The sequence below is a fragment of the Macrococcus equi genome, assembly GCF_047426745.1.
Classification (GTDB): Bacteria; Bacillota; Bacilli; order Staphylococcales; family Staphylococcaceae; genus Macrococcoides; species Macrococcoides equi.
In genome coordinates this window covers 1,037,038-1,061,636 of the sequence record NZ_CP179732.1, presented here as the reverse complement: position 1 = coordinate 1,061,636, position 24,599 = coordinate 1,037,038, and the positions used below count along the sequence as shown (strand labels likewise).

At 36.5% G+C, this 24,599-nt stretch carries 24 protein-coding genes and 1 riboswitch; of the genes, 11 read left to right on the top strand and 13 right to left on the bottom strand.

Annotation, left to right across the window (positions count from 1 at the left end; all coding sequences use genetic code 11):
* Positions 1-2: 2 nt before the first annotated feature.
* Entirely contained in the window at positions 3-1,298 is a 1,296-nt protein-coding gene (locus ACMGE6_RS05635) for an HD domain-containing protein (RefSeq protein ID WP_414047295.1), read from the bottom strand.
* A 757-nt stretch (positions 1,299-2,055) separates the two neighbouring features.
* Positions 2,056-2,160, top strand: a riboswitch (SAM riboswitch).
* A 77-nt stretch (positions 2,161-2,237) separates the two neighbouring features.
* Here ACMGE6_RS05635 and mtnK point away from each other — a divergent pair.
* From mtnK to ACMGE6_RS05590, 9 genes are read left to right on the top strand one after another with little or no spacing between them, the layout of a single operon-like run.
* A complete protein-coding gene (gene mtnK, locus ACMGE6_RS05630) occupies positions 2,238-3,440 on the top strand; it encodes an S-methyl-5-thioribose kinase (protein ID WP_414054739.1) in 1,203 nt (400 codons plus the stop codon).
* Positions 3,437-4,459, top strand: coding sequence for an S-methyl-5-thioribose-1-phosphate isomerase (mtnA, locus tag ACMGE6_RS05625; RefSeq protein WP_414045547.1), 1,023 nt, complete (start codon positions 3,437-3,439; stop codon positions 4,457-4,459). The genes mtnK and mtnA overlap by 4 nt, the downstream gene beginning before the upstream one ends.
* Positions 4,456-5,478: a sugar ABC transporter substrate-binding protein gene (locus ACMGE6_RS05620; RefSeq protein ID WP_414054738.1), complete on the top strand. Its 1,023-nt coding sequence runs from the start codon at positions 4,456-4,458 to the stop codon at positions 5,476-5,478. Before mtnA ends, ACMGE6_RS05620 begins: the two co-directional genes overlap by 4 nt.
* 13 nt (positions 5,479-5,491) lie before the next feature.
* The gene (locus ACMGE6_RS05615) at positions 5,492-6,871 is read left to right on the top strand and encodes an ATP-binding cassette domain-containing protein (RefSeq protein ID WP_414054737.1); all 1,380 of its coding nucleotides are present in this window, start codon (positions 5,492-5,494) and stop codon (positions 6,869-6,871) included.
* Entirely contained in the window at positions 6,861-7,862 is a 1,002-nt protein-coding gene (locus ACMGE6_RS05610) for an ABC transporter permease (protein WP_414054736.1), read from the top strand. The genes ACMGE6_RS05615 and ACMGE6_RS05610 overlap by 11 nt, the downstream gene beginning before the upstream one ends.
* A complete protein-coding gene (locus tag ACMGE6_RS05605) occupies positions 7,816-8,985 on the top strand; it encodes a 2,3-diketo-5-methylthiopentyl-1-phosphate enolase (protein ID WP_414054735.1) in 1,170 nt (389 codons plus the stop codon). The genes ACMGE6_RS05610 and ACMGE6_RS05605 overlap by 47 nt, the downstream gene beginning before the upstream one ends.
* Positions 8,970-9,611: an MtnX-like HAD-IB family phosphatase gene (locus tag ACMGE6_RS05600; RefSeq protein ID WP_414054734.1), complete on the top strand. Its 642-nt coding sequence runs from the start codon at positions 8,970-8,972 to the stop codon at positions 9,609-9,611. Before ACMGE6_RS05605 ends, ACMGE6_RS05600 begins: the two co-directional genes overlap by 16 nt.
* On the top strand, positions 9,608-10,222 hold the full coding sequence (mtnB, locus tag ACMGE6_RS05595; RefSeq protein WP_414054733.1) for a methylthioribulose 1-phosphate dehydratase: 615 nt from the start codon (positions 9,608-9,610) through the stop codon (positions 10,220-10,222). The genes ACMGE6_RS05600 and mtnB overlap by 4 nt, the downstream gene beginning before the upstream one ends.
* 2 nt (positions 10,223-10,224) lie before the next feature.
* Positions 10,225-10,743: a 1,2-dihydroxy-3-keto-5-methylthiopentene dioxygenase gene (locus tag ACMGE6_RS05590; protein WP_414045539.1), complete on the top strand. Its 519-nt coding sequence runs from the start codon at positions 10,225-10,227 to the stop codon at positions 10,741-10,743.
* A gap of 914 nt (positions 10,744-11,657) precedes the next feature.
* Here ACMGE6_RS05590 and ACMGE6_RS05585 read toward each other — a convergent pair.
* The 7 genes from ACMGE6_RS05585 to pta form a co-directional block, all read right to left on the bottom strand.
* Complete coding sequence (locus ACMGE6_RS05585; protein ID WP_414045538.1) at positions 11,658-12,131, bottom strand: GNAT family N-acetyltransferase; 474 nt, start codon at positions 12,129-12,131, stop codon at positions 11,658-11,660.
* A 1-nt stretch (position 12,132) separates the two neighbouring features.
* Positions 12,133-12,633, bottom strand: a complete 501-nt coding sequence (locus ACMGE6_RS05580) for a GNAT family N-acetyltransferase (protein WP_414054732.1) — start codon at positions 12,631-12,633, stop codon at positions 12,133-12,135.
* A 67-nt stretch (positions 12,634-12,700) separates the two neighbouring features.
* Positions 12,701-13,816: a hypothetical protein gene (locus ACMGE6_RS05575; RefSeq protein ID WP_414054731.1), complete on the bottom strand. Its 1,116-nt coding sequence runs from the start codon at positions 13,814-13,816 to the stop codon at positions 12,701-12,703.
* A 17-nt stretch (positions 13,817-13,833) separates the two neighbouring features.
* Positions 13,834-14,946 carry an ATP-grasp domain-containing protein gene (locus tag ACMGE6_RS05570; protein WP_414054730.1) on the bottom strand — a complete coding sequence of 371 codons (1,113 nt, stop codon included), beginning with the start codon at positions 14,944-14,946 and terminating at the stop codon, positions 13,834-13,836.
* A 307-nt stretch (positions 14,947-15,253) separates the two neighbouring features.
* Positions 15,254-15,580: a DUF1450 domain-containing protein gene (locus ACMGE6_RS05565; RefSeq protein ID WP_233681957.1), complete on the bottom strand. Its 327-nt coding sequence runs from the start codon at positions 15,578-15,580 to the stop codon at positions 15,254-15,256.
* The gene (locus ACMGE6_RS05560; protein ID WP_414054729.1) at positions 15,573-16,412 is read right to left on the bottom strand and encodes a lipoate--protein ligase family protein; all 840 of its coding nucleotides are present in this window, start codon (positions 16,410-16,412) and stop codon (positions 15,573-15,575) included. Before ACMGE6_RS05560 ends, ACMGE6_RS05565 begins: the two co-directional genes overlap by 8 nt.
* Before the next feature lie 3 nt (positions 16,413-16,415).
* Positions 16,416-17,405, bottom strand: coding sequence for a phosphate acetyltransferase (gene pta, locus ACMGE6_RS05555; RefSeq protein WP_414045533.1), 990 nt, complete (start codon positions 17,403-17,405; stop codon positions 16,416-16,418).
* Between the two features lie 152 nt (positions 17,406-17,557).
* Here pta and hemQ point away from each other — a divergent pair, with 152 nt between their 5' ends.
* A complete protein-coding gene (gene hemQ / locus ACMGE6_RS05550) occupies positions 17,558-18,307 on the top strand; it encodes a hydrogen peroxide-dependent heme synthase (protein ID WP_414045532.1) in 750 nt (249 codons plus the stop codon).
* Between the two features lie 164 nt (positions 18,308-18,471).
* Here hemQ and ACMGE6_RS05545 read toward each other — a convergent pair whose 3' ends face one another.
* The 5 genes from ACMGE6_RS05545 to ACMGE6_RS05525 all read right to left on the bottom strand — a co-directional run bounded on the left by ACMGE6_RS05545 (position 18,472) and on the right by ACMGE6_RS05525 (position 23,044).
* Positions 18,472-19,002, bottom strand: a complete 531-nt coding sequence (locus tag ACMGE6_RS05545) for a hypothetical protein (protein ID WP_414047307.1) — start codon at positions 19,000-19,002, stop codon at positions 18,472-18,474.
* A 210-nt stretch (positions 19,003-19,212) separates the two neighbouring features.
* The gene (locus ACMGE6_RS05540; protein WP_414054728.1) at positions 19,213-20,250 is read right to left on the bottom strand and encodes a ferrated catecholamine ABC transporter substrate-binding lipoprotein SstD; all 1,038 of its coding nucleotides are present in this window, start codon (positions 20,248-20,250) and stop codon (positions 19,213-19,215) included.
* 95 nt (positions 20,251-20,345) lie between these two features.
* Entirely contained in the window at positions 20,346-21,152 is an 807-nt protein-coding gene (locus tag ACMGE6_RS05535) for an iron ABC transporter ATP-binding protein (RefSeq protein ID WP_414054727.1), read from the bottom strand.
* On the bottom strand, positions 21,145-22,098 hold the full coding sequence (locus tag ACMGE6_RS05530) for an iron chelate uptake ABC transporter family permease subunit (RefSeq protein ID WP_414054726.1): 954 nt from the start codon (positions 22,096-22,098) through the stop codon (positions 21,145-21,147). Before ACMGE6_RS05530 ends, ACMGE6_RS05535 begins: the two co-directional genes overlap by 8 nt.
* A complete protein-coding gene (locus ACMGE6_RS05525; protein ID WP_414047311.1) occupies positions 22,091-23,044 on the bottom strand; it encodes an ABC transporter permease in 954 nt (317 codons plus the stop codon). The genes ACMGE6_RS05530 and ACMGE6_RS05525 overlap by 8 nt, the downstream gene beginning before the upstream one ends.
* Before the next feature lie 198 nt (positions 23,045-23,242).
* Between ACMGE6_RS05525 and ACMGE6_RS05520 the strand changes: the two genes are divergently transcribed.
* Entirely contained in the window at positions 23,243-24,589 is a 1,347-nt protein-coding gene (locus ACMGE6_RS05520) for an APC family permease (protein WP_414054725.1), read from the top strand.
* Positions 24,590-24,599: the final 10 nt, after the last annotated feature.

Below are 24,599 nucleotides of genomic sequence, written 5' to 3'. Positions count from 1 at the left end.
CCCTATTCTAATTCATTTAATAGATTAATAATTGCACCTCTTACTTCGAGGTCTGGTATATTTAATATCGTTTCTTTCGGATAGAAAATTTTATAGTCTTTTCTTTGTACTCCTGTAATACTGTTGATAATTACCGACTGTGTACTAATTTCTTTAATTTTTCCTGCACTTGTGATTAAGTGAATTGGTTTACGCGAGTTAATTCCAGGTCGATTATAGTCATATGGTAGGTCACTGAACGAGTCTACTACGAAATAATAATCCGGGTCAATGCCTGCTTTATGAAATAGTTCTGTAAGTTCATCAATTGTAAATCGATTACCGTCAAACGGTAAGTGCTTAAATAAATCACGATTAACAAATCTGCGTGACAAGTCACTTAGTATCGCGTCTTCTTCGTCAATCCATTCCTGTAAGTAATAATTGACAACCATCTCATCAAGCCTTAAATACTCCTGTACACTCACTTGATTTGATTTGAAGAAGGGCACTAAATATTTCGGTGGTTCTTTAAATTCATAACCTGCTTCGTAAAGTACTTTCGCACGTTTTAACACACGATTTAGCAGTACTTCTCCTCCACGACTTACCGGATGAAAATATACTTGCCAATACATTTGATAGCGGCTCATTAAATAATCTTCCACTGCATGCATTCCGCTTTCTTTAATCACAACTTCATCTTCTGTCGGACGCATCAATCTTAAGATACGTTCCATATCAAAGCTACCATAACTTACGCCTGTATAGAAAGCATCACGTTGAAGATAGTCCATACGGTCTGCATCAATTTGAGAGGAAATCATTGAGATTACCAGTTTATTTTGATGTGTCTTGTTTATCACATCTGCTACTTCTTTAGGAAAATCTGGAGACACACGTGATAGTACTTCATTAACTTCTGTATCTCCTAGAATGATTTGCTGTGTGTAAGCTTCATGATCGGTATTGAAAATTTTCTCAAAACAATGCGAAAAAGGTCCATGACCTAAATCATGAAGTAAAGCAGCACATAATGCTAAAGGTCTATCAGTGTCATTCCAGTGTGCTCTGCCCGTAAAAATTTCATCAATCATACGTCTCACAATTTCATAAACACCTAATGAATGATTAAAACGTGAATGCTCAGCTGTATGAAATGATAAATATAACGTACCGAGTTGTTTTATTCTACGCAGACGCTGAAATTCTTTTGTCTTGATTAAATCCCAAATAATCTGATCACGGACGTGCACATAGCGATGCACTGGATCTTTAAATACTTTTTCCTCATGCATTTTTTGGAATCTATAATCCATCATGGTACTCCTTTTGGTTTTATAATTAATTAAAGTTTATCATAAAGCGATTAAATATGATTGTAATATGAAATGGTTGTGCGTGATGGATGGTGAGTCAGTTCGTATATATCGTAGTTTTGCGAACTAAGTTGTGATGTTCAACTATTTTAGCAGCAGTTTCAACTCATCTATGACTCGTTAGTTCGCATATATCAAACTTTTGCGAACTAACTCACAAATTTCAACCACTTCACCAGCAGTTTCAACTCATCTATGACTCGTTAGTTCGCATATATCAAACTTTTGCGAACTAACTCACAAGTTTCAACCCCTCCACCAGCAGTTTCAACTCATCTGTGGCACGTTAGTTCGCATATACTCTACTTTTGCGAACTAACTCACAAATTTCAACCACCCCACCAGCAGTTTCAACTCATCTGTGGCACGTTAGTTCGCATATAATCCACTTTTGCGAACTAACTCACAAATTTCAACCTCCCCATCAGCAGTTTCTCCTTATCTGTGGTACGTTAGTTCGCATATACTCTACTTTTGCGAACTAACTCACAAATTTCAACCACTCCACCAGCAGTTTCAACTCATCTGTGACTCGTTAGTTCGCATATACTCTACTTTTGCGAACTAACGCCCTCACCAATCATTTCACTAAATCACCTATAATCATCAAATATTTGAAAACAAATAATTTTCAGAATGTTATTGACTTATTAATTTAAATGATTTAATATTCAACTTAACAAAAATTAAATACAAATATTTATCAAGAGTGACTGAGGGATTAGGCCCTATGACGTCCAGCAACCTGTCCACACGGAAAAGGTGCCAATTCCTACAGCACACTTGTGCTGAAAGATAAGTAGAGATACTATGGCTAACGTTTTCCCGTGCATACGGGGAAACGTTTTTTTGTTGAAAATTTATTTTGGGGTGAGGATATTGTCAAAGTTTAATTCATATTTCTTAATGACTGAAGCTGATATTGCAGCATACATACTTGAAACGACCAATCTATTCGATGCCGAAGATACTCTGACGGTAGATGAAATCGGGGATGGTAATTTAAATTACGTTTTCAGAGTATCTAACGGTACAAAATCTATTATCGTAAAGCACTCAGGTGTGGTCGCACGTATTTCAGATGAGTTTAAATTATCGACTGATCGTACGATTCGTGAAGGTAAGCTACTCAAAGTACACGGAGAGATTGTACCGCATCTTGTACCTCATATTTACGCCATCGATGAAACAATGAAATGTGTCATCATGGAAGATTTAAAAGATTACACTGTGTTACGTCAAGGTTTAATTGACGGCCATATTTATCCGAATATTGGTAAGGATCTGGGGACTTATCTTGCTGAAACTTTAATAAATACATCGGACTTTGTGCTGAATGCGAAAGACAAAAAAGCCTTACAGAAAGAGACGATTAATCCAGAACTATGTGAGATCTCTGAAGATCTAGTATTTACCGAACCATTCTATGATAACTTTTCACGTAATGAAGTAAGTAATGCGCTAGCTCCATTTGTTGAACAATTATTATACAACGATGAAACATTGAAACTTGCTGTCGCTGAAGCGAAGCTAAAATTCTTAAATAAAAGTCAAAGTCTCATTCATGGCGACCTACACTCAGGTTCTGTATTTGTAAATGAAACAAGTACAAAAGTCATTGATCCTGAATTCGGATTTTACGGCCCAGCCGGATATGACGTCGGCAATGTGCTTGCCCATCTGTTCTTTGCTTATAGTAATGCTAAAGCTCATGACAGAGAGCAACAAGCTAAGTTTATTGCAGAAAGTATTACAGAAGTATTAGAGGTCTTCAAACAAAAAAGTTTAACAATACTGCAGGAAAAAACTTCTGATATTGCACTTAAGCAGACCTCAGTTTATGCAAGTTACATTCGTTCAGTTCTTGAAGACGCTTATGTTATCTGTGGTCTTGAACTTATCCGACGCATCGTAGGCCTTGCAAAAGTAAATGATTTGACAACATTACCTGATGACAAACGTGTTCAAACAGAAGTGCAGTTGATTAAATTCGCAAAATCGCTCATACAGTATCCTGAATCTGTCTCAATTTATCCATCAATTTTCTCACTCTTTAAAGAGTTTAAGGAGTTTGCGGCATGACATTACAATCTATCCATTACAAGGACGGGGTATTAACGCTACTCGATCAGACTCAACTGCCGCAAAATATTCAATATATTGATTTTACAGAATATGATGCTGTGGCTGCTGCCATAGAGAATATGATTGTTCGCGGTGCTCCTGCAATAGGTATTACAGCAGCATATGGTGTCGTTCTTGGTGCATACAACTACAACGAAAAAGATAACTTTTTACAATACATGCAGTTAGTCATTGAACGACTTGCCAGTACGCGTCCGACCGCGATTAATTTATTATGGGCGCTTAACCGAATGGAGAAAGCTATTACTAACGATGTTAACCAGACCATTAAAAATCTTGAACAGCTTGCACAAACCATCTTTGAGGAAGATAAACGTATCAACGAGCAAATCGGACACCATACTTTACCACTTATCCAACCCGGTTCCATCTTTATTACACATTGTAATCCGGGAAGTCTTGCAACGAGTATTCTGGGCACTGCAACAGCAGGGTTTTATCTGGCTCATGAAAAAGATATCTCGTTTAAAGTATATAGCGATGAGACGCGACCTCGTTTTCAAGGGGCACTCACTGCTTTCGAATTATCTCAGGCTGGCATTGATGTAACAACTATTACTGACAGTACAGCAGCAACCATTCTACAACAACAGCAAGTCACAGCTGTTATCGTCGGTTGTGACCGTATCGCATTGAATGGTGATGTCGTCAATAAAATAGGGACGCTCCCACTTGCTATTGCAGCAAAGTTCTATAACGTACCATTTTACGTTGCTGCCCCGACACCTACATTTGATTTAAACGTGCATAGTGGAGATGCGATTCCTATTGAAGAACGCAATCAAAAAGAAGTTACACATGTAGCAGACCATCAAATCGCTGCCAATGTCCAAGTATATAATCCAGCATTTGATATTACACCAAACAACTTAATCACTGGTCTGATTACCGAACACGGTATTATCGAAGCCAATAAAGATGCAATCACAAAATTATTCGAGGAGATTAAATCATGAAAAAACCATTACAACTACTACTTGCAACAAGCATCTTACTAACAGGATGCAATCAGGCAACATCAAAAACAGGAGATTCTAGTGCAGTAAAGGGTAAGAAAATTGCTGTCATCCGTAATCTAGGTAGTGATGATCATACTAAACAGTTTATCGATGGTGCTAAGTCTCAAGGTGAAAAGCTTGGTCTAAAAGTTGATACCTTCCTGTCAAACGGTAATGATGCTAAATTTCAGCAACTAGTCGATCAGGCGATATTAAAAAAATATGATGGAATCGTATTGTCTCACGGCAAAGAAGATTATAGTTATGACTTAGTCAAGAAGATTGCTGATGCAAAAATTAAAGTTGTAACTTTCGATACAAAATCAGATAAAGATGGCAAAGTTATCGATAATGTTGTTGCTACAAGTCAGGATGACCATGCTCTGGCAAAGTTATCGCTAGATGCACTTGTGAAAACACACAAACAACCCGTAAAGGTTCTTAAATTATGGGTGGGGCCAGGATTTCTTCCACTAGATAAACGTCAGGAAATCTTTAAAAAATATGAGCAGGACGGAAAGATTAAAGTTGTAGAAAGCATCGGACCTACAAACTTTGAGGACGTGCAAGGTGATGTAAAAAAGAAAACACAAGCGGTATTATCAAAACATAATCCAAAAGATTTCGATGCTGTATGGGGTTCATGGGACGAAATGACTAAGGGGGCGTACCTTGCATTAAATGAAAAGAAAATCAGCATCCCTATTTATTCAATCGATATTTCAAATCAAGATATCAACTTTATGAAATCAAAAAATAGCAACTGGAAAACTTCAGCTAGTGTAAATCCTAAAGTCATTGGCGAAACAGATGTACGTATTCTTGCAAAGTTAATTAAAGAAGAAAAAGTCCCGTCTACTTATGCGTTCAAGCCAGTGCAAATCACACAAAAAGATTTAAAGAAAGACACTACAATGGAAAACCTTTCAAAGACAGTACCTGCATTTAGTCAGGCTGATGCATTTAAAATTAAATAAAGGACTGAATCAAATGCGCTACGTGCTATCAAATCTGAACTTAACGATGAATCAGCATCATATATTAAAAGATATATCTATTCAATTTGAACAAGGAAAAATTCATGCCATCATTGGAGGCAATGGTGCGGGAAAATCCTCATTAATGAAAGTATTAAATGGTACATACGGTTATCAATCTGGCAAAATGACAAAGAATAATCAGCTAGTGACTAATTTCGCTGATGATATTGCATATGTAGCCCAAGAAGTGGATGAGGTATTATTTCAAAATTTGACCGTCTACGATAATTTAACTTATAAAAATCGTGCCAAAGGATTCTTTTATAAACAGCAACAAAAACATATTTTACAGGAATATATCGATAAATTTGGTTTATCTTTCTCATTAAGCACATATGTCCGTGATTTAAGTGTTTCAGAAAAACAACTACTTGTAATCATACGTGCTATTTTGGAGAATAAACACCTTTTAATACTGGATGAGCCTACAGCATCATTGAGTCAACGTGAGGTAGACATTCTCTTTAAAGAGTTGGCTTTACTTAAACAGGATATGGCAATTATCTTTATTTCTCACCGTATCCCTGAATTATTACAAATTGCTGATGATATATCTGTCATGAAAGAAGGTACTCTAACTTCTTCTTCTCCTGCACTTTCTTATAATGCAGAGAACCTTTATCAAGCTATAGCAGGCTCGCCAAGTGTCCATACTAAAGTCAATCACAGAACGACTGAAGAAGTATTTTCATTCCAACATATTAATACTGAAAAACTAAAAGATGTAAGTGTTAACGGCTTTAGGGGTGAAGTAATTGGTATCGCAGGACTGGTCGGTGCAGGCAAGACAGAACTATGTGACTATCTATATCATCATTTATCCGGCAAAAGTATTTCATATTGTCCTGAAGAACGTCAGAAACATGGTCTCGTAATGCAGCATAGTATACAAGATAATATATGTTTCAATAGTAAACATTTCTTTACAAGCTCTAAACAAGAGACGGCAAATGCATTACCTTTTGTACAGGATATTGGTCTTAAATATAAATCATTTCATCAACCTGTCCAGTCGTTATCAGGGGGCAATCAACAAAAGGTAGTATTATTGCGTGGTCTTTACCAACAATCAGATATTTTCATTCTTGATGAACCCACAGCTGGTATTGATGTTGGCGCGAAAAAAGACCTCTTCAATTTAATTAACCAACTGGCCGAAAACGGAAAAACGATTATTTATGCATCTAGCGACTTCAGTGAATTAGTTAGTATCACTGACCGAATTTATACACTCAACAAAGGACAAATAGTTGACGAACAACTCACAATTCATGTCACTGAATCAGACTTACTACATTTAGCTACCGGAGGAATACAACATGCAGTTTAAACAATACGGGTTGCTTTTAGTCATCACACTCCTCGTCATTCTATTTAGTGTGACTGCACCAAACTTTTTAACGAGCGACAACTTACTATCCGTCATCAGTGGAATGGCAATTGTAACGATTGTAGCTATCGGGATAACATTTAGTTTGAGCATAGATGGTTTCGATTTATCTGTTGGTTCAACTGTAACATTAAGTAATGCAATCATTATTTCATTATTTGTATGGCATGGTTTAGACATTGGACTATCTATTGCGATAACATTAGCCGTTGCTCTATTCGTTGCGTTCATTAACATCATTCTTATCATAAAGTTTAAGGTACCAGACTTGTATGCCACACTTGCAACGATGTTCATTGTAGAAGGTATCGCGCTAACTTACTCAGAAGGTGGTTCAATTAGTCAGGGAATGACAAGACAAAATGGTGTAGCTACAACCGGAAAGATTCCAGATGCATTTAAAATTTTGGCTGAACCGATCCCTCTTATCATCATCATGATTAGTATCGTCCTTATTACTTATATCTTATTACATAGAACCAATCCCGGCCGTATCATGTATATGATTGGTGATAATAAGCATGCAGTTCAATTCGGTGGAATAAAGACAACAAAATATATCATCATCAGTTATTTTGCATCAGCATTTTTTGCTTGTATCGGCGGAATTCTACTGGCAAGTCAGGTATCGTCTGCTCAAGTCAATTCCGGTTCAGGTTATTTAATGACAGCTGTTGCTGCTGCGTTTATCGGTGCAACAGTTTCTAAATCTGGTAAACCCAATATCATCGGGACATTTTTGGGAGCATTACTTATTGCCGTACTTGAGAATGGTCTTGTGATGTTATCAGTTCCCTATTATGGCTTAAATATTATAAAAGGACTTGTTCTCGCAGGTGCATTAATTATTAACTATACCCAATTTAAACAAAGGAGGTTAAAGCGTGTCACATATCGTAGCGAAATACCAGTTACACAACAGTCCGTCTAAAATAGATGCTATTGCTGAGAAATTAGCAGTCGGTCTCACTGTTGGGAGCTGGACAGACTTAACTGCAGAAGATCAGGCACATTTAAAGAAATTCAAAGGTGAAGTTATTTCCAGGGAAATTATTGATGAAGACAAAGGTGTGCTTCAAATTGAAATTGCCTATCCGGAACATAATCTCACACCCGACTTTTCATCCATCCTCACAACTGTATTTGGCAAACTGTCTCTGGATGGCAAAGTAAAATTGCTTGATATCGAATTTGGAGACTACAGTAAACACTTTAAGGGGCCTGCATTAGGAGTACAAGGTGTAAGAGAAATACTTGATATTCATGATCGTCCACTTGTAATGAGTATTTTTAAAGGGATTATTGGTCGAGATGTAAAGTTTTTTGAAAATCAGCTTCGTGCTCAGGCACTTAGTGTTGATATCATAAAAGATGACGAAATATTGTATGACGTACCTGAACTCCCCTTTGAAGAGCGTATTGTGATTGGGAAACGTGTACTGGATGAAGTCTATGAGCGTACCAGTCGTCGCGTGTTATACGCAGTAAATTTATCAGGTCCAGTATTTGAGCTGCCAGATAAGGCACGTATCGCGAAACAGTTAGGTGCAAATGCACTTCTATTCAACGTTCATACTTATGGATTAGATGCACTAAAAGGTATTCGTGATTTGGATTTAGGTTTACCCATACTTGCACATCCTTCGTTAAGTGGCGCTTTATGTGGCAGTTCGGATTACGGCATAAGTTACAGTTTATTATTATCTAAACTAACACGTCTTGCCGGAGCAGACTTAATACTATTTCCAGTACCGTACGGTTCAATTGAGCTCACTGAGAGTGATGCGAGAAGTATCGTCACCCATGCTTTAGAAGAAAGTACTGTTATTCGCGCTTTCCCAGTCCCATCTGCCGGTGTACATCCAGGACTTGTAAAACGTATTATCCATGACTTTGGTGAAGAGATTGTTATTAATGCAGGTGGAGGTATCCACGGTCATCCCGATGGTGCAACAGCTGGTGGTGAAGCTTTCCTCCAGGCCATTAACCTCTACAAATCAGGAAAAGGTGGAAAAGCTTATGAAAAGGCGGTGGCTTTATGGGGTACATCATAGCATGTGACTTTGATGGAACTGTTACTGCTACTGATACTATAGTAGCGATTATTAAACACTTTGCAAATGATGCAGGCACGCCTATCATTAATAATATTTTAAGTCAGAAGATTTCAATTCAACAGGGTGTCACCGAACTTTTTCGATTACTACCTAGTGATAAGAAGAATGAAGTGATTCAATTTGCATTAGAATCAGTTGATTTAAGACCTGGCTTTCAAAGACTTCTAAATGAGGCACAGCGCTTAAGTATCCCCTTTTATATTATCAGTGGTGGCATGCATTTCTTTATCGATCCGATATTAAAAAAGTTTGATGGCATTCATGAGGTGTTTGCCAATGAAGTGGACTTTTCAGGTGACACTATGGAAGTGAAATGGATACATCCATGTGATGCGGATTGCACAGGTAACTGCGGAACATGTAAGCCATCGATTGTCAGACAACTAGTCAAAGACCAGAAAGTTATTGCTATCGGTGATAGTGTAACAGATCTCAAGTTACTTGAACTTGCTGATATTGCATTCACCACAGCAAAATTAACAGACTTCGCACGCGATAAAGGCATCAGCCATCATCACTTTGACACATTCAATGATATTAAATTAAGCGAGGTGATTCAATGAGTGCATTAGAAGATATTACCCATATTAAAGAACGACTTGCTCGCAAAAATCACTTTCCTGGAACAAGCGGTAATTTAGGCATAAGGATAGATGAAAATAGTTTATATGTAACAACGAGTGGTGTTGATAAGTATGAAACAACGGATTCAAGTTTTGTCAAAGTTGATATGAAAGGTCATGCCATAGATACTGACTTAGTACCCTCGCTTGAAACCGTACTACATCTAAAAGTCTTTACACAAAGTGCTGCCAATGCATCTATTCACATTCATACAGTGGCAAATAATGTAATTTCTGAGCTATATGGTAAGCAAGGTTATATTGAATTTAGCAATCAAGAACTGATTAAAGCTTTTGGCTTATGGCAGGAAAGTGACGTCCTGCGCATTCCAATTATAGAGAACCCAGCTGATGTTACAGTCCTTGCTGAACTCTTCGGCAAACATGTAAATCACGACAGCGGGGTTGTATTAATTCGTAATCACGGTCTTAACGCTTGGGGAAAGTCCACCCAGGAAGCTTATAAATTATTTGAAGCAGCAGAATTTTTATTTCAGTATTATCTGCAACTTGCAGCTGCAAAACAATACATTAACTTAAAGGAGAGATAATGATGGCATATTTAATTTTTCAGGAAACAGGAAAGCGTCTAGATAACCAGGAGGAAATCCATTCATTCTTAGAAAGTAATGAAGTTATTTACGAACAGTGGGATACTACAAAATTACCGGAAAACTTAAAAGAGAATTATAGTTTAACAGATCAGGATAAAGATGAAATATTAGATACATTTAAAGATGAGATTGATGCTATTAGTGCACGCCGTGGATATAAAGCGAGTGATGTAATCAGCTTATCAGATACGACACCTAATCTCGATGAACTTTTGACGAACTTCCAACGAGAACACCATCATACAGATGATGAAGTACGCTTTATTGTAAGTGGTAACGGTGTATTTGTGATTCAGGGAAAAGATGGGCAGTTCTTTGAGGTACACTTAGATCCAGGGGATTTAATCTCAGTACCTCCGAATGTACGACACTACTTTACTTTAGCAGATAATCGTAAAGTAGTTGCTGTCCGTATCTTTGTTGATGAAGCAGGATGGGTACCGGTGTACGAAAAATAAATTTTATTTAAAACAGCACAAACTTTTATCGAGTTTGTGCTTTTTCTATTTTTGTTGGGTTTGTATATGGTCAGTTAGTTCGCATATCTCCTGATTTTGCGAACTAACTCACGTATTTCAACCACCTTACCAGTAGTTCCAACTCATCAGTGACTCGTTAGTTCGCATATCCTCAACTTTTGCGAACTAACTCGTGAATTTTAACTACCCCACCAGCATTTTTACCTTATCGGTGGCATGTTAGTTCGCATATAATCAGTATTTGCGAACTAACTCACGTATTTCAACCACCTTACCAGTAGTTCCAACTCATCAGTGACTCGTTAGTTCGCATATCCTCAACTTTTGCGAACTAACTCGTGAATTTCAACTAACCTACCAGCAGTTTCACCTGATTGGTGGCACATTAGTTCACATATAATCAGTATTTGCGAACTAACTCGTGAATTTCAACTAACCTACCAGCAGTTTCACCTGATTGGTGGCACATTAGTTCGCATATAATCAGTATTTGCGAACTAACTCGCGAATTTCAACTAACCTACCAGCAGTTTCACCTGATTGGTGGCACATTAGTTCGCATATAATCAGTATTTGCGAACTAACCCACAAATTCCAACCATCTCCTCAGCAGTTTTACCTGATTGGTGGCACATTAGTTCGCATATAATCAGTATTTGCGAACTAACTCGCGAATTTCAACTAACCTACCAGCAGTTTCAACTCATCTGTGACCCGTTAGTTCGCATATCCTCAATATTTGCGAACCAACCCACAAATTTCAACCATCTCGCCAGCAGTTTCACCTGATTGGCGGCACATTAGTTCGCATATATCAAACTTTTGCGAACTAACCTACGAAACAATCCCTCCACAAAAAAAGCAAACCTCAAACGAGGTTTGCGCAACAATAATTATAGTACTTTCTTCAGTAAACCAGTCGTAACTTTCTCTCCAAACAACTCTTCCTCATATTCACGAACAAGCTCAAAGCCAGTCTTGTCATAGAATGCACGAGCAAGTTGGTTGTTACTTGCCACTTCAACAAACAGTTCTTTATATTCATCAAAGTATTCAAGACCTGCTTCCAGCAAATCTGCGCCAACATGTTTTCTCTGGAACGCTGGATTTACATAAATAGCTGATAAGAATAATTCAGTACCATTGATAAAGTTTGCAAAGCCTATGACTTCATCTTCATTTTCAGCCACTAAGAATAATGAATCACCAATACGACGTTCTAATCGCTCATCATTATATGCCGCTTCCAGAAACTTAGCAATCGTACCCGCTTCCATAAGCTTCGCATAAGTGTCATACCATGCCATTGATGCGATTTTCTTTATTTTTGGTACATCTTCATTTGTTGCTTTTCTAATGTTAACCATTCTAACTTCCTCCTAATTTGCATCCCAATATTGTCAGTGAATAATGGGTATTATCCATTATTGCAACGTCAGGCAATTCTCCGTATTGATTAAATCCATTGTTCATAAATAATTTCAATGCACGTGTATTATGTGAAAAAGTAAATGCCAGAAGCGTTTCTATTTCAAGTTCTCTTCCAATACGCTTCATTTCAGTCACCGCATATCGACCTAATCCAATACCTCGGAAACGTTCATCAAGGTATAGACTAATCTCAGCTGTCCTACCATATGCTGGTCGTCCGTAAAAGGTTTCGTAACTAAGCCATCCTGCTATTTCATCATTTTTTAGAAATAAAAAAATCGGACGCTTGTCCGAATGATTTAAAAACCATTCTGTCCGACTTTCTACGGTTACAGGTTCAGTATCTGCAGTGACTAATCTACTTTCAATTGTGGAATTGTAAATTTCAACAATACGCGGCAAATCTTCTAATGTTGCGTGTCTCATTTCGATTGACATGCATATCACCGCCTAAAAATAATATAGTCATATTATAACATTTTTAAATTCAGAATAATAAATATATTTATTTAAATTGCAGTTTTTTTAATAGAAACTTACCTAATGGGGTTGCTGCCTTTGTGAATAATGTATAGCTCATAAAAGGGATTAATTTTAAATGCTTATAATAAACAAAATGATATTCTAAATACGGTCTACTCCCTCGCGCGAGCTTATAATCTTTTGCTCCGGCACTGTTGTTAATCAGATAGTCATGGTCTTTTGCGAAATGATAAAGCAGGCCGCTTGTTATAAAATATAAATCCTTTACTGACTGATCCATTCCAAAGTACGCCGGAAACAGTACATTATCTGTTTGGGTAATTCCCATAAAAGCAATAATTCTTTCTTTATCCTTAACAACAAACCAGCTCATATCCATCTCTTGATATAAAAACTTAAAAAAATCTTCAGTGTAATGCGGGTTAAAATCGGAATACTTATATAAATATACTTGTTTATAAAGTGGCAATAACTGACGAAACTCATCGTCATTGATTTCATTCGTAAAAGTATATCCACTTTTCTTAAAGCGCTTCATATCTTTCTTTAAATCTTTACGCTCATTTTTACTGTGTTTATCAGCCGGGTCAAAAATGTAAATCGCACGTGAAATTAACGCATCATATCCATATTTTCTTAACTGCTCCATCTTACCCTGATGAAATTTGTCATTCAATGTACGAAATACAATTGCATGTTTCGGGAAACGCGCTACTAATATTCTCGTCAATGCCTGTATTTGATCAAACTGAAAATCTTCATACATCGTCGTCGACATAAACGATGGGAATACCGTAATCGTCTTTTCTCCTGTAAATCCTAGTATTGATCGACCAGTATTAAGAAGTTGATGTGCAATCTTTCTAGCAACGCCCGGCATCTCCATCCGATTGACTTCTGAATGCATTTCATCAATATATTGACCCGTAAATGAGTGAATCCATGACTCATTCACTCCGCCATTCTTAATACTATAAGGGATTAACTGACCATTCAGTAATATTACTTCCACGCGTGCATGAACATTTTCAATACCACGATGGATGCCATCCATCATATATTTCAAATATGCCTTATTAAAAGGAGAGATATCCACTTCGCTAAAAGGGATATCTTCAAAGTTAGTATATATAGTCATTCTTAAAACCTCTTTATCTATAGATTGACAATATCTTCGTTCCACTCAATATCATAAGTCGTAATCGTATTCACGGTAGTCTTTTGAGACTTCGCTTCAAACCACCATTGTGCACCACTTATAATCTGTTCGAAGAAAATGGATTTCTCGCTTGGGTGCCAGAAAATATCCTTTCCATACTTCAAACGTTCTAAATTATGTTTTTTAGGGCGCATAATAAAATTATATAAAGATACGAAAATTAACTGACGCGCTTCATATTTAGGTGCACATTGCTTTAATTCCCATACTTCAGGTTGCATAAATAAGGCACCATTTGTTGCACGTGGGTTACACTCGATAAAGTAATAGTCTCCAGTAGTATCACATTTAATAACATCAAATGCAATTTGATAAGACCAGTTCAGATTCTTAATGACCGACTCAATAATAGATTGTAACTCTTCGTTCTTTTCAGACGTAAAGTGTGTTGAACAGTTATAACTATCATGTGTATTCGATAAATATAAAGATGTCGATAACGTCTTACCATCCTTAGCAAAACTATATGAACACCATTCCGTCCCTTTAATTAAAGTCTGAATCATAAAAGGAAATTCCAGCATGTTATCGTTCTCTAGTGACATACGTGTTAATTTACGTACGGATTGACCAAAACGTCCGTATGGTTGTTTAACGATATATTCATCACCCGGGAAATTGTTCATAAACGCTGTTAAATCGTCGTGATTCATGATGTATTTTGTATCTGGTACTTTAAAGCCCATAGCATCTATTAACTGAGTAAAATTATATTTATTATGCACTGACAGTAATTTCGAAATATCTTCCACCCATACCGGTGCAATAAGTTTATCTTTCATATATGATAAGTAAAATGATTCTTCGTTTAGTGGAATTATTAAATCAATATCATGCTGCTTAATGATATTATTTATGTCATTAATATATTCTTCAGTAGAAAATCGTGGGGACGTTGTTAAGATAAATTCTTCTATGAATTTAGAGTTTTTAATGCTGACTTTTTTGGTAGAATCCGTTAAGAAAACCGTTCTGCCTAGTGCGACCTGCTGCTGAACAACCTCGTAAGAAATTGGAGCACGAGCACCAGTAATTAATATACGTTGCACGAATCGTTCCACCCTTCTAATAATTCGACCTTATAGTTACACAAATTTATCTTAACAAAGGGATGTTAAACTCATGTAAATTTACATTAAAGAAGTATGTAGGATTGTAAAGAGGATTAAGTAAGCAATAAAAAAAGACCAGGAACTCTGTCCTGATCTCATCTTCTAAACAGCTTTCGACAGCCTTTAAACGGCGTCTCTCGGTCAGACGCTTGATAACTTCGACAAATCCTTCAAAATCAAAGAACAATTTCTGATGGGTTTTCTCCAGTTTTTCAGCGACTAAACGCTTTGTCGACAGCCTCTCTTACCTATTCAATTTCTCTTTCAACTTCGCATTCTGTTCGTCTAATCGACGTTTACGTTCTGCGTTACGTTTTGCAAGTCTTGCTTCCTCTTCAGGGTCACGTTTCTGCGCTAAACGTTTCTTCACTTTCTCAAGTAATTCTTCTTCAGTTGCTGCTGCCAGAGGGCGGTTATTTACAAATGCGAAAGTTTTTCGTCTACCTGGTCCGCAGTAAGACTGGCATGCGATTTCTACTTCAGCATCTGGATCTAACTTCTCTAATTTCGGCAGTAATGTTCTAAGACATACACCCTGGCAATCATCGCATACTTGAAACTTATTACGCATTTGATTCACCACCTTGATTGATTTTTATTTTTGCGTTTCGTTCAGTCATGCGTTCGAAGTAATTATTATACAACGTCCACATATCATCTGTCATCTCATTATTTGATAAAGTTGCGCCTAAATCTTTCATTGCATACAATAACTTGAAGATAACTTCATCAACTGTAAGCTCTACACCTAGTAGTTCAGACAAGCTTGCCATACATTCCGGCTCTATTTCCGGATACGTAAATTTTGTCTCCTCACCACGACGCGCAACCTTATAAAACTCACGCATCAGTTCAGCACGCTCTGCGCCACTGCCTTCAACACACAGATAAATTTGAACGGCAATTCCATTCTTTACACGGCGCTGTGATATACCAGCAAATTTCTTATTATCAATACTTAAGTCATAACTGCCCGGACAATAGGAATGAACAATCTCTTTAGCTTCAATATGCTTGTGATATTCTTTAAACATTTCCTGAATCAGCTCATACATATATTCGTAACCTGCATCGATAGAGAATGTTATTTCTCCAGGGAATATAAGAGAAATATTTAAAACACCCGCATCTAATACTACGCCCAGTCCACCAGAGTTACGTACAATCGCACCGTATCCATGGTTATTTAGAAAATCAATGCCTTCTGCAATGTACGGTAGGCGTGCGTCATGAATACCAAGAATAACAACATGATCATGAATCCATGTGCGTACCACACTGTCATGATTCTCCTGACCATTTAAATGACAATACATATCATCAAAAGCAAAGGACTGCATCGGCTGCAGTCCTCGCGTATGATCAACATATTGCCAATTTTCTTCAAAAATTGACTTTGTCATCTATTATAAAGATTGCGCTGCAGTGATGATTGATAATGATACAACGTCTTCAGTTGAACATCCACGTGATAAATCATTCACCGGTGCGTTTAACCCTTGTAAGATTGGTCCAACCGCATCAAATCCACCTAAACGTTGCGCAATTTTGTAGCCGATGTTACCCGCTTCTAAACTTGGGAATACGAATACGTTTGCGTCACCTTGAATTGGTGATTCTGGTGCTTTTTTAGCTGCTACTGATGGTACGAATGCAGCGTCAAATTGGAATTCTCCGTCAATCACTACGCCTGCTAAATCAGATTCAGATGCTAATTTTTCTTGAGCTAATTTTGTAGCTTCAACAACTTTTTCAGTTTCAGGTGTTTTCGCTGAACCTTTTGTAGAGAAGCTTAACATAGCAACTTTAGGTTCCATACCGAATGCTTTCGCTGTTTTTGCAGATTCGATACCGATTTCAGCTAATGCTTGCGCATCTAAAGTTGGGTTGATAGCACAATCACCCATTAAGTATTGCTCATCTTCACGAATCATGAAGAACACACCTGATGTACGAGAAACGCCTGGTTTAGTTTTGATGATTTGTAATGCAGGACGTACAGTGTCAGCTGTTGAATGTGCAGCACCTGATACAAGCCCGGCAGCACGATCAGTGTAAACTAACATAGTACCGAAGTAGTTTGGATCGTTTAACATTGTTTGCGCTTGTTCTTCAGTTGCTTTACCTTTACGACGTTCAACAAATTTAGCGATTAACTCTTCGCGTAATTCACTTGTAGTTGGGTCAATCACTTCAATACCTTCGATTGAAACGTTTAACTTTTCAGCAAGAGCTTTAATTTCTTCAACGTTACCTAAAACGATTGGTGATACTTTGTCACCTTTGTGTAATTCCACTGCTGCTTGTAATACACGCTCATCTGTTCCTTCTGGTAATACAATCTTTACATTTTTACCTGAAAGTTTTTCGTTTAATACATCTAATAATTTAGCCATAATAGCCTCCTGAATATTTTAATTCATCCCCACAAACCATTATAGACTCTTTTTGTGTAAATTACACGTCATCAATTTATAATTTCTTCAGGAGTCATATGAATACATATATGATAAAATGATAGTGATTACAATTAGAGGAGAGATGAATAATGAATGAAGCAGCAAAAACTTTAGATGGCTGGTACAGCCTGCACTTATTTTATGCCATTGACTTTACAAGTTTAAAATTAGTAGAAACTGAAGACCGCACAAAAATGGTTGAAGAATTACAAAATTTTATTAATAAATTAGAAGAAAACCACGTAGCGAAAAAAGGCTCTTACGCACTTTATAATATTACTGGTCAAAAGGCTGACTTAATGCTCTGGATGTTACGTCCTGAAATGAAAGAATTAACAGCAGTTGAAACTGAATTCAATAAACTATCAATTCGCGACTACTTAATTCCAACATATTCATATGTTTCAGTAATTGAATTAAGTAACTATCTTGCACAAGGTTCTGACGAAGATCCTTATGAAAACCCACACATTAAAGCGAGATTATATCCGGAATTACCACGTTCTGAATATGTATGTTTCTACCCAATGGATAAACGCCGCCAAGGTGAAGATAACTGGTACATGTTAGATATGGATCACCGTAAAGGTCTAATGCGCTCACATGGTATGATCGGTCGTGGTTATGCTGGTATTGTTAAACAATTTATCACTGGCTCAGTTGGTTTTGACGACTATGAGTGGGGCGTGACATTGTTCTCAGATGACGTATTACAGTTTAAAAAATTAGTTTATGAAATGCGTTTTGATGAAGTATCAGCGCGTTATGGCGAATTTGGTTCTTTCTATGTAGGTAACATTTTGAAATCAGAAGATTTACAAGGATTATTTACAGTTTAATATAGCGTTATGAGACAACCTTTAGGGGTTGTCTTTTTTTGCGAGTAGATTAACGTTCCACTTCATAATCTATGTAGTGCTTGTTCGGAAGTGACCTCAAATCGATTTTGACGACACTTACACTTCTTCACTTCACTTCAATCCTACGATTCAAAACAACCTATTTATTTTTCCTGTACAACATATATTGCGCCATCATTATGGAGTGTAGCTGTAGATGCTCTTCCCTCTTTTTTATCAACTTCTCTAAATCTTCTATAATCATTGATATAACAGTTGTAGACATGACCATCGATTTTATCTGTCCACATTTTCTTATCACCTTTTTGATAAGTCACATTGACTTTACCCATCTTAACCTGATATCCCTCTTTATGCTTTAAGATATAATACGTTGTAACGTAGTCTTTCGTCTTGCCATCATAATACACATAAATACCGATACCCGGTTCATTTGCTTTAGAACTTAATGAGATACCACTTTCCTTGACACCATCAAATAGTTGTTTCCCTACAGCTTCTTGTGCTGCCTTTTCTGTTGGAAATGTACTGCTCTCCAATTGGGCAATCTGACTTTTCGTTACTTTCGGAAACTCTTGCGGGTTCATTAAATTTTGAATTGAAATCCCTATCGCAAATATCCCAATCAGCATCAGCGCCATCATTAAAAATTTCTTCGTAAATATGTCTTTCATATCATCAACCTTCCCTCTTTTAAAAATCAAAAAAGCCTGCAATGCTTATGCATTTGCAGGCGAATGATTCTAATCATCAGTAAATATGTTCTCACCATACAAACTTCCTTATCATCAGTATAATCGTCTTTCTATATTTTTACAATTATCATAAGTAAGGTTATTTGCTGGTAATCTATATAATTAATGTTGTTCTAAAGTGACTTAATTTTATTTGTATGCTTTCTCTACTTCTTCAATTTGTTTCATAACAGTAACTGCGCCGCCACCTGAGAAGTACCATAAGTAAGGATCAATTTCTACGACTTTATCATTTTTCACAGCACTTACATCTTTAATAACATCATTAGATAATGCTTGTTTCGCAGATGATTTACCACCAACTGCTACTCCACGGTCCATCGCATAGATGATATCCGGATTTGTTTTGTTGATATATTCAAAGTTAATCACTTGTCCGTGTCCTTTTGCCTGAATATTTTTATCCGCTTCTTTCACGCCTAATACATCATGAATAAATCCGAAACGGCCACCTTTACCAAATACAGATAATTCTCCTTCATTGGCTAATACAAATAATCCTTTGTCTTTAGACTTTTCAGTCATTGCTTTGACTTCTTCAATCTTTTTGTCTAAATCATCGATTAAAGCTGTTGCTTCTTTTTCTTTATCAAAGATTTTACCGATATTTTTAGTGTTTTCTTTTACACTTTCGATATACTTCTTATCATCTGTACCAACATATAAAATAGTAGCGTCTGGTGCTGCTTTTTTCATTTCTTCCATTACTTTTTGTGTTGCCTGGCGTCCAGAAATTAAGATTAATTCTGGTTGTTGTTCAGCTAATTTCTCAAAATTAGGTTCTTTTAAGCTTCCTAAGTTTGTATATTTATCATCTTTAAAGTTTTCAAGGAATGACGGAACACTGCGATTGCCTTCACCTTTAGGTAATCCTTTAACTTCTCCATCGACACCTAATTCCTGCATTGTTGCCAATGTTCCGTAGTCAAATACTGCAATATTTTTTGGGTTTTTCGGAACTTCTATTGTTTCAGCGACGTCTTTTGCATCACTTCCGTCTTCTTTTTCACCCATTAGTTTGTATTTATTTTCAATTTTAATCGTTTCAGTCTTATCTGATTCTCCTGCTGTCTTATCTTCTGATTTTGTACTTTCTTTGTCATTACTACATGCTGCTAACACAATAATTAAAGCTAAAGTTAATACTAAACTAAAAATACGTTTCATTCCTATATTCTCCTTTGATATATGTATTATTCCCCTGTAAATAAATTAGCCCTACATTAAAAACTACCCGGCAACACTCCTTTCAATGGATTGAATTATACTGCCTGTACTTCTTCGATAAATTCATCAACTGTCATGTGCTCATCGTCAAAATAGACACAGATTTGCTGACCGAAGATACATTCAATTTGGATGTCCATATCATATACTGTTTTTAATTTTTCTGTCGTAATAACATCTTCTTTTTTTCCGTCTAATAATACGACACCATCTTTTAAGGCAATGATGTAATCTGCATAACATGATGCGAAGTTAATATCATGAATCACAATAACAATCGTCTTTTGTTTTTCGCGAACTAATCTACGGAGTAGTTGCATCATCTGAACAGAATGTTTCATATCTAAATTATTCAATGGTTCATCTAAGAAGATATAATCCGTATCCTGTGCTAAAGTCATCGCAATATATGCGCGTTGTTTTTGTCCACCTGACAATTCATCTAAGAAGCGATTTTCAAAAGGTTTGAGTTCTAAATATTCAATTGCTTCATCAACAATTGCGTGATCTTCTTTCGTTAAACGACCTTTAGAGTATGGAAATCTTCCGAAGTTAACTAAGTCGCGAACAGTAATTTTTAAGTTCGTATGATTACTTTGCTTTAATACTGCGAGTTGCATCGCGATATCATCACTTTTCATCTCTTCAATCGGAGATTCGTTTAACAACACAGCGCCACTATCGTAATCACTTAAACGTGTAATTGCTGATAATAACGTACTTTTACCAGCTCCGTTCGGTCCGATAATCGCCGTGATTGCACCTTTTTTTATTTCCACGGAAATGTCGTTTAGAATCTCTTTCTGTCCAATCGTTTTGTGCAAATGTTGTACTTTAATCATGTGCACCCTCCTTAAATAATAGATAGATGAAGTAAACGCCACCTATAAAGTTAATCAATATCGTAATTTCAGTTGTGCCGTCAAATACGTATTGATTGATCATTTGTCCAAGTAATAAAGTAATTCCTGATACTGCTAATACCGAAATAATTAAATATTGATGTTTAAATGTCTGCATAAATTGATATGTAACATTACAGACAATGATACCTAAAAATGTAATTGGTCCAACGAGTGCAGTCGATATACTTACTAATACCGCAACCACCAACAGCATATTACGCGTTAATTTTTCAACGTTTACACCTAAATTTGTTGCGTGTGTGTTCCCTAAACTTAATACGTCTAATTCGTGTGCATGCATGTAAATATAAATGAGTAAAATCACAATGATAATACAGCTGATGAGCAATAACTTTTCATTGACCGTATTAAAGCTTGCGAACAGTTTATCCTGTAATAATAAGAAATCATCTGGATTCATTACCATATGCATAAAACTCGATAAACTTGAAAAGCATGTTCCCATTACAATCCCAAACAGTAATACGAAATACACGGATGTATTTTTCTTAAAGACGATATTGAATAAGCCTAATGTAAACAAAATCATCAGTGCAACGGAAATAAAGAAATTCACATATACATTGAAGAATAAATCTCCTAGTTTTCCGAAGAAGAATATAATGATGGTCTGGATAAATAAGTAGACTGCATCAAGTCCGATGACCGATGGTGTTAGTAGGTGGTTTTCAGTGATGGTCTGGAAGATGAGTGACGATACACCAATTGCTGCACCGACTAAAATAATGGCAGCAAGCTTTCGCAGCCTTGATGGTAGTACATAATCTAAAATTTGCAGATTAAGCTGGATCATTACAAAGCCAATCATCAGTGCAATCATCACGAATAAGAGCACCGAGACTTTTTTCGTTGTATTATGCATATTCTTTCCTCCTTTTCAGAAGGATGACCATGAATACAACACTACCTAAAATACCTAGCGTTAGCCCTATCGGTATTTCGTATGGAAAGATAATAATTCGGCTGAATATATCAGCAATCATTACAATTATCGCACCGAGAAGCGCAGTGTACGGTAACGCTTTATTCATATGATCTCCGACAAAAAGTCCAACGATATTCGGAACGATTAATCCCAGAAACGGTAATACACCGATTGTTACAACGACAGTCGCTGAAACCACTGCGGCAATGACTACACCGAGATTCATTATCTTGTTGTATGAGATTCCTAAGTTCTTACTAAATAACTCTCCCATCCCAACAATCGTAAAGTGATGTGCAAAGAAATACATAATAATAACCATTGGAATGATGATATACAGCACTTCATAACGTCCTTTCGTAATCATCGAAAAATCACCGACAAAGAAGTTAGAAATGCTTTGCATTGCATTAAATCTTAATGCCATAAATGTTGCTAAGCTGGAAACGATATTACCCAACATCAATCCGACAAGCGGAATGAATATCGCATCTTTAAACTTAATACGATTAACAATCCACATAAACATAAATGTTCCTAAAATTGCAGTTGTAATACTAAAGCCGAGTTTCACTAATAATGGCGCTTGTGCAAAGAAAATCATTGATATCAATACACCAAACTTCGCGAAATCCATCGTCCCTGCCGTCGTCGGTGAGACGAATTTATTACGTGTAAGCTGCTGCATTAGTAACCCTGCAACACTTAATGCCACGCCTGCTAATATAATAGAGAGCGTCCTCGGGAAACGACTGTTTATTAAAATATTTTTCTGATTGTCCGATAAATGCATTAAATGTTGCGGTGAAATATCAATCACTCCTACAAAAATCGATACAATCGATAATAATACTAATGCGATAAGACCATAAATCATTTTCATCAACAAGAGCTCCAATCGTCAATGATAACAATTACCATTGAGAATCATTTTCAACTATAACTATATCAGACTGAGAATCATTTTCAACATGTATTTTAAAAAATACAAATATTTTTGTATAAATTTATAATTTTTTATATTGGTAGCGCTTTATTTCGTGATATATTGAGATTAAGAAAACATTAAGGGGTGAGCTTTATGAATAAACAGCACGGAGAACAAGCACTGGAGAAATCAATCGGTTTCTGGACAGCTATTACTGTAGTAATTGGCACAATCATAGGCTCAGGTGTATTCGTTAAACCATCTGTAGTACTTAATCATGCGGGTACTAGTGACATGGCTATCTGGGCATGGATTGTTGGGGGGATATTAACGTTAGCAGCTGGTCTTACGATTGCAGAAGTTGGGGCACAAATACCGAAAACAGGTGGTCTTTATGCTTATATTAGAGATATATACGGGCCTTTCTGGGGATTCTTAACCGGATGGATGCAGACGGTTATCTATGGCCCGGCAGTTATCGCTTCTCTTGCTCTATTTTTTGGTATTTTAGTTACAAACTTTTTTGACTTAAACCCTAATTTAGGGATTTGGATCGGGATTGCTGCATTTACATTTTTAGTTATCCTGAATATTATGGGGACAGGTTTAGGCGGTGCAATGCAGACATTTACAACAATCTGTAAACTTATTCCTGTATTTGCAATCATCATCTTCGGTTTATTATGGGGTAAAGAAGGTGTGTTTGGACATGATGTAACAAGCCTGATTAAAAACCAGGAGGAAATTAATTTCGGTCGTGCAGTTTTAGCAACTTTATTTGCTTATGACGGATGGATTCTACTAACAAACTTAACAGGGGAAATGAAGAATGCTAAACGTAACCTGCCACTTGCAATGTTTGTAGGTATAGGTATTGTAACACTTGCATATGTCTTAATTAATATTGCAGTATTACGTGTGATTCCTGCTGAGACATTGGTAGGACTAGGCAATACTTCTTCAGCTGAGGCAGCAAAAATATTATTTGGAGATTTTGGTTCTAAAATTGTAAATATCGGTGTTATCATCTCTATTTTCGGATGTTTAAACGGTAAGATAATGACATTCCCACGTATTCCATTCGCAATGGCTGATGATCATCTCTTACCATTCGATAAAGCGATCAGTTACGTCAGCCCAAGATTTAAGTCTCCAATTGGTGCGTTAATCGCTGTTTATGTGATTAGTATGATTTTATTATTACTTACTATCGTTATTCCTGACATCGTCAATGCTGACTACTTATCAGAAATCTGTATTTTTATTATTTATTTATTCTATAGTGCCGCTTTTATTGGGTTATTCATACTTCGCAAACAAAATAAAGGCTTAAAACGAGACTATTCAGTGCCACTTTATCCAATCATTCCTATTGTTGCATTGTTTGGTGGTTTCTTTATTATCATCAGTACATTAATGAGTGATTTTATTGGTTCAATGCTTGGTGTAGCATTTGTTATCATCGGGATTCCATTTTATTTTATCTTGAGAAAGAGATAATATGTTTATT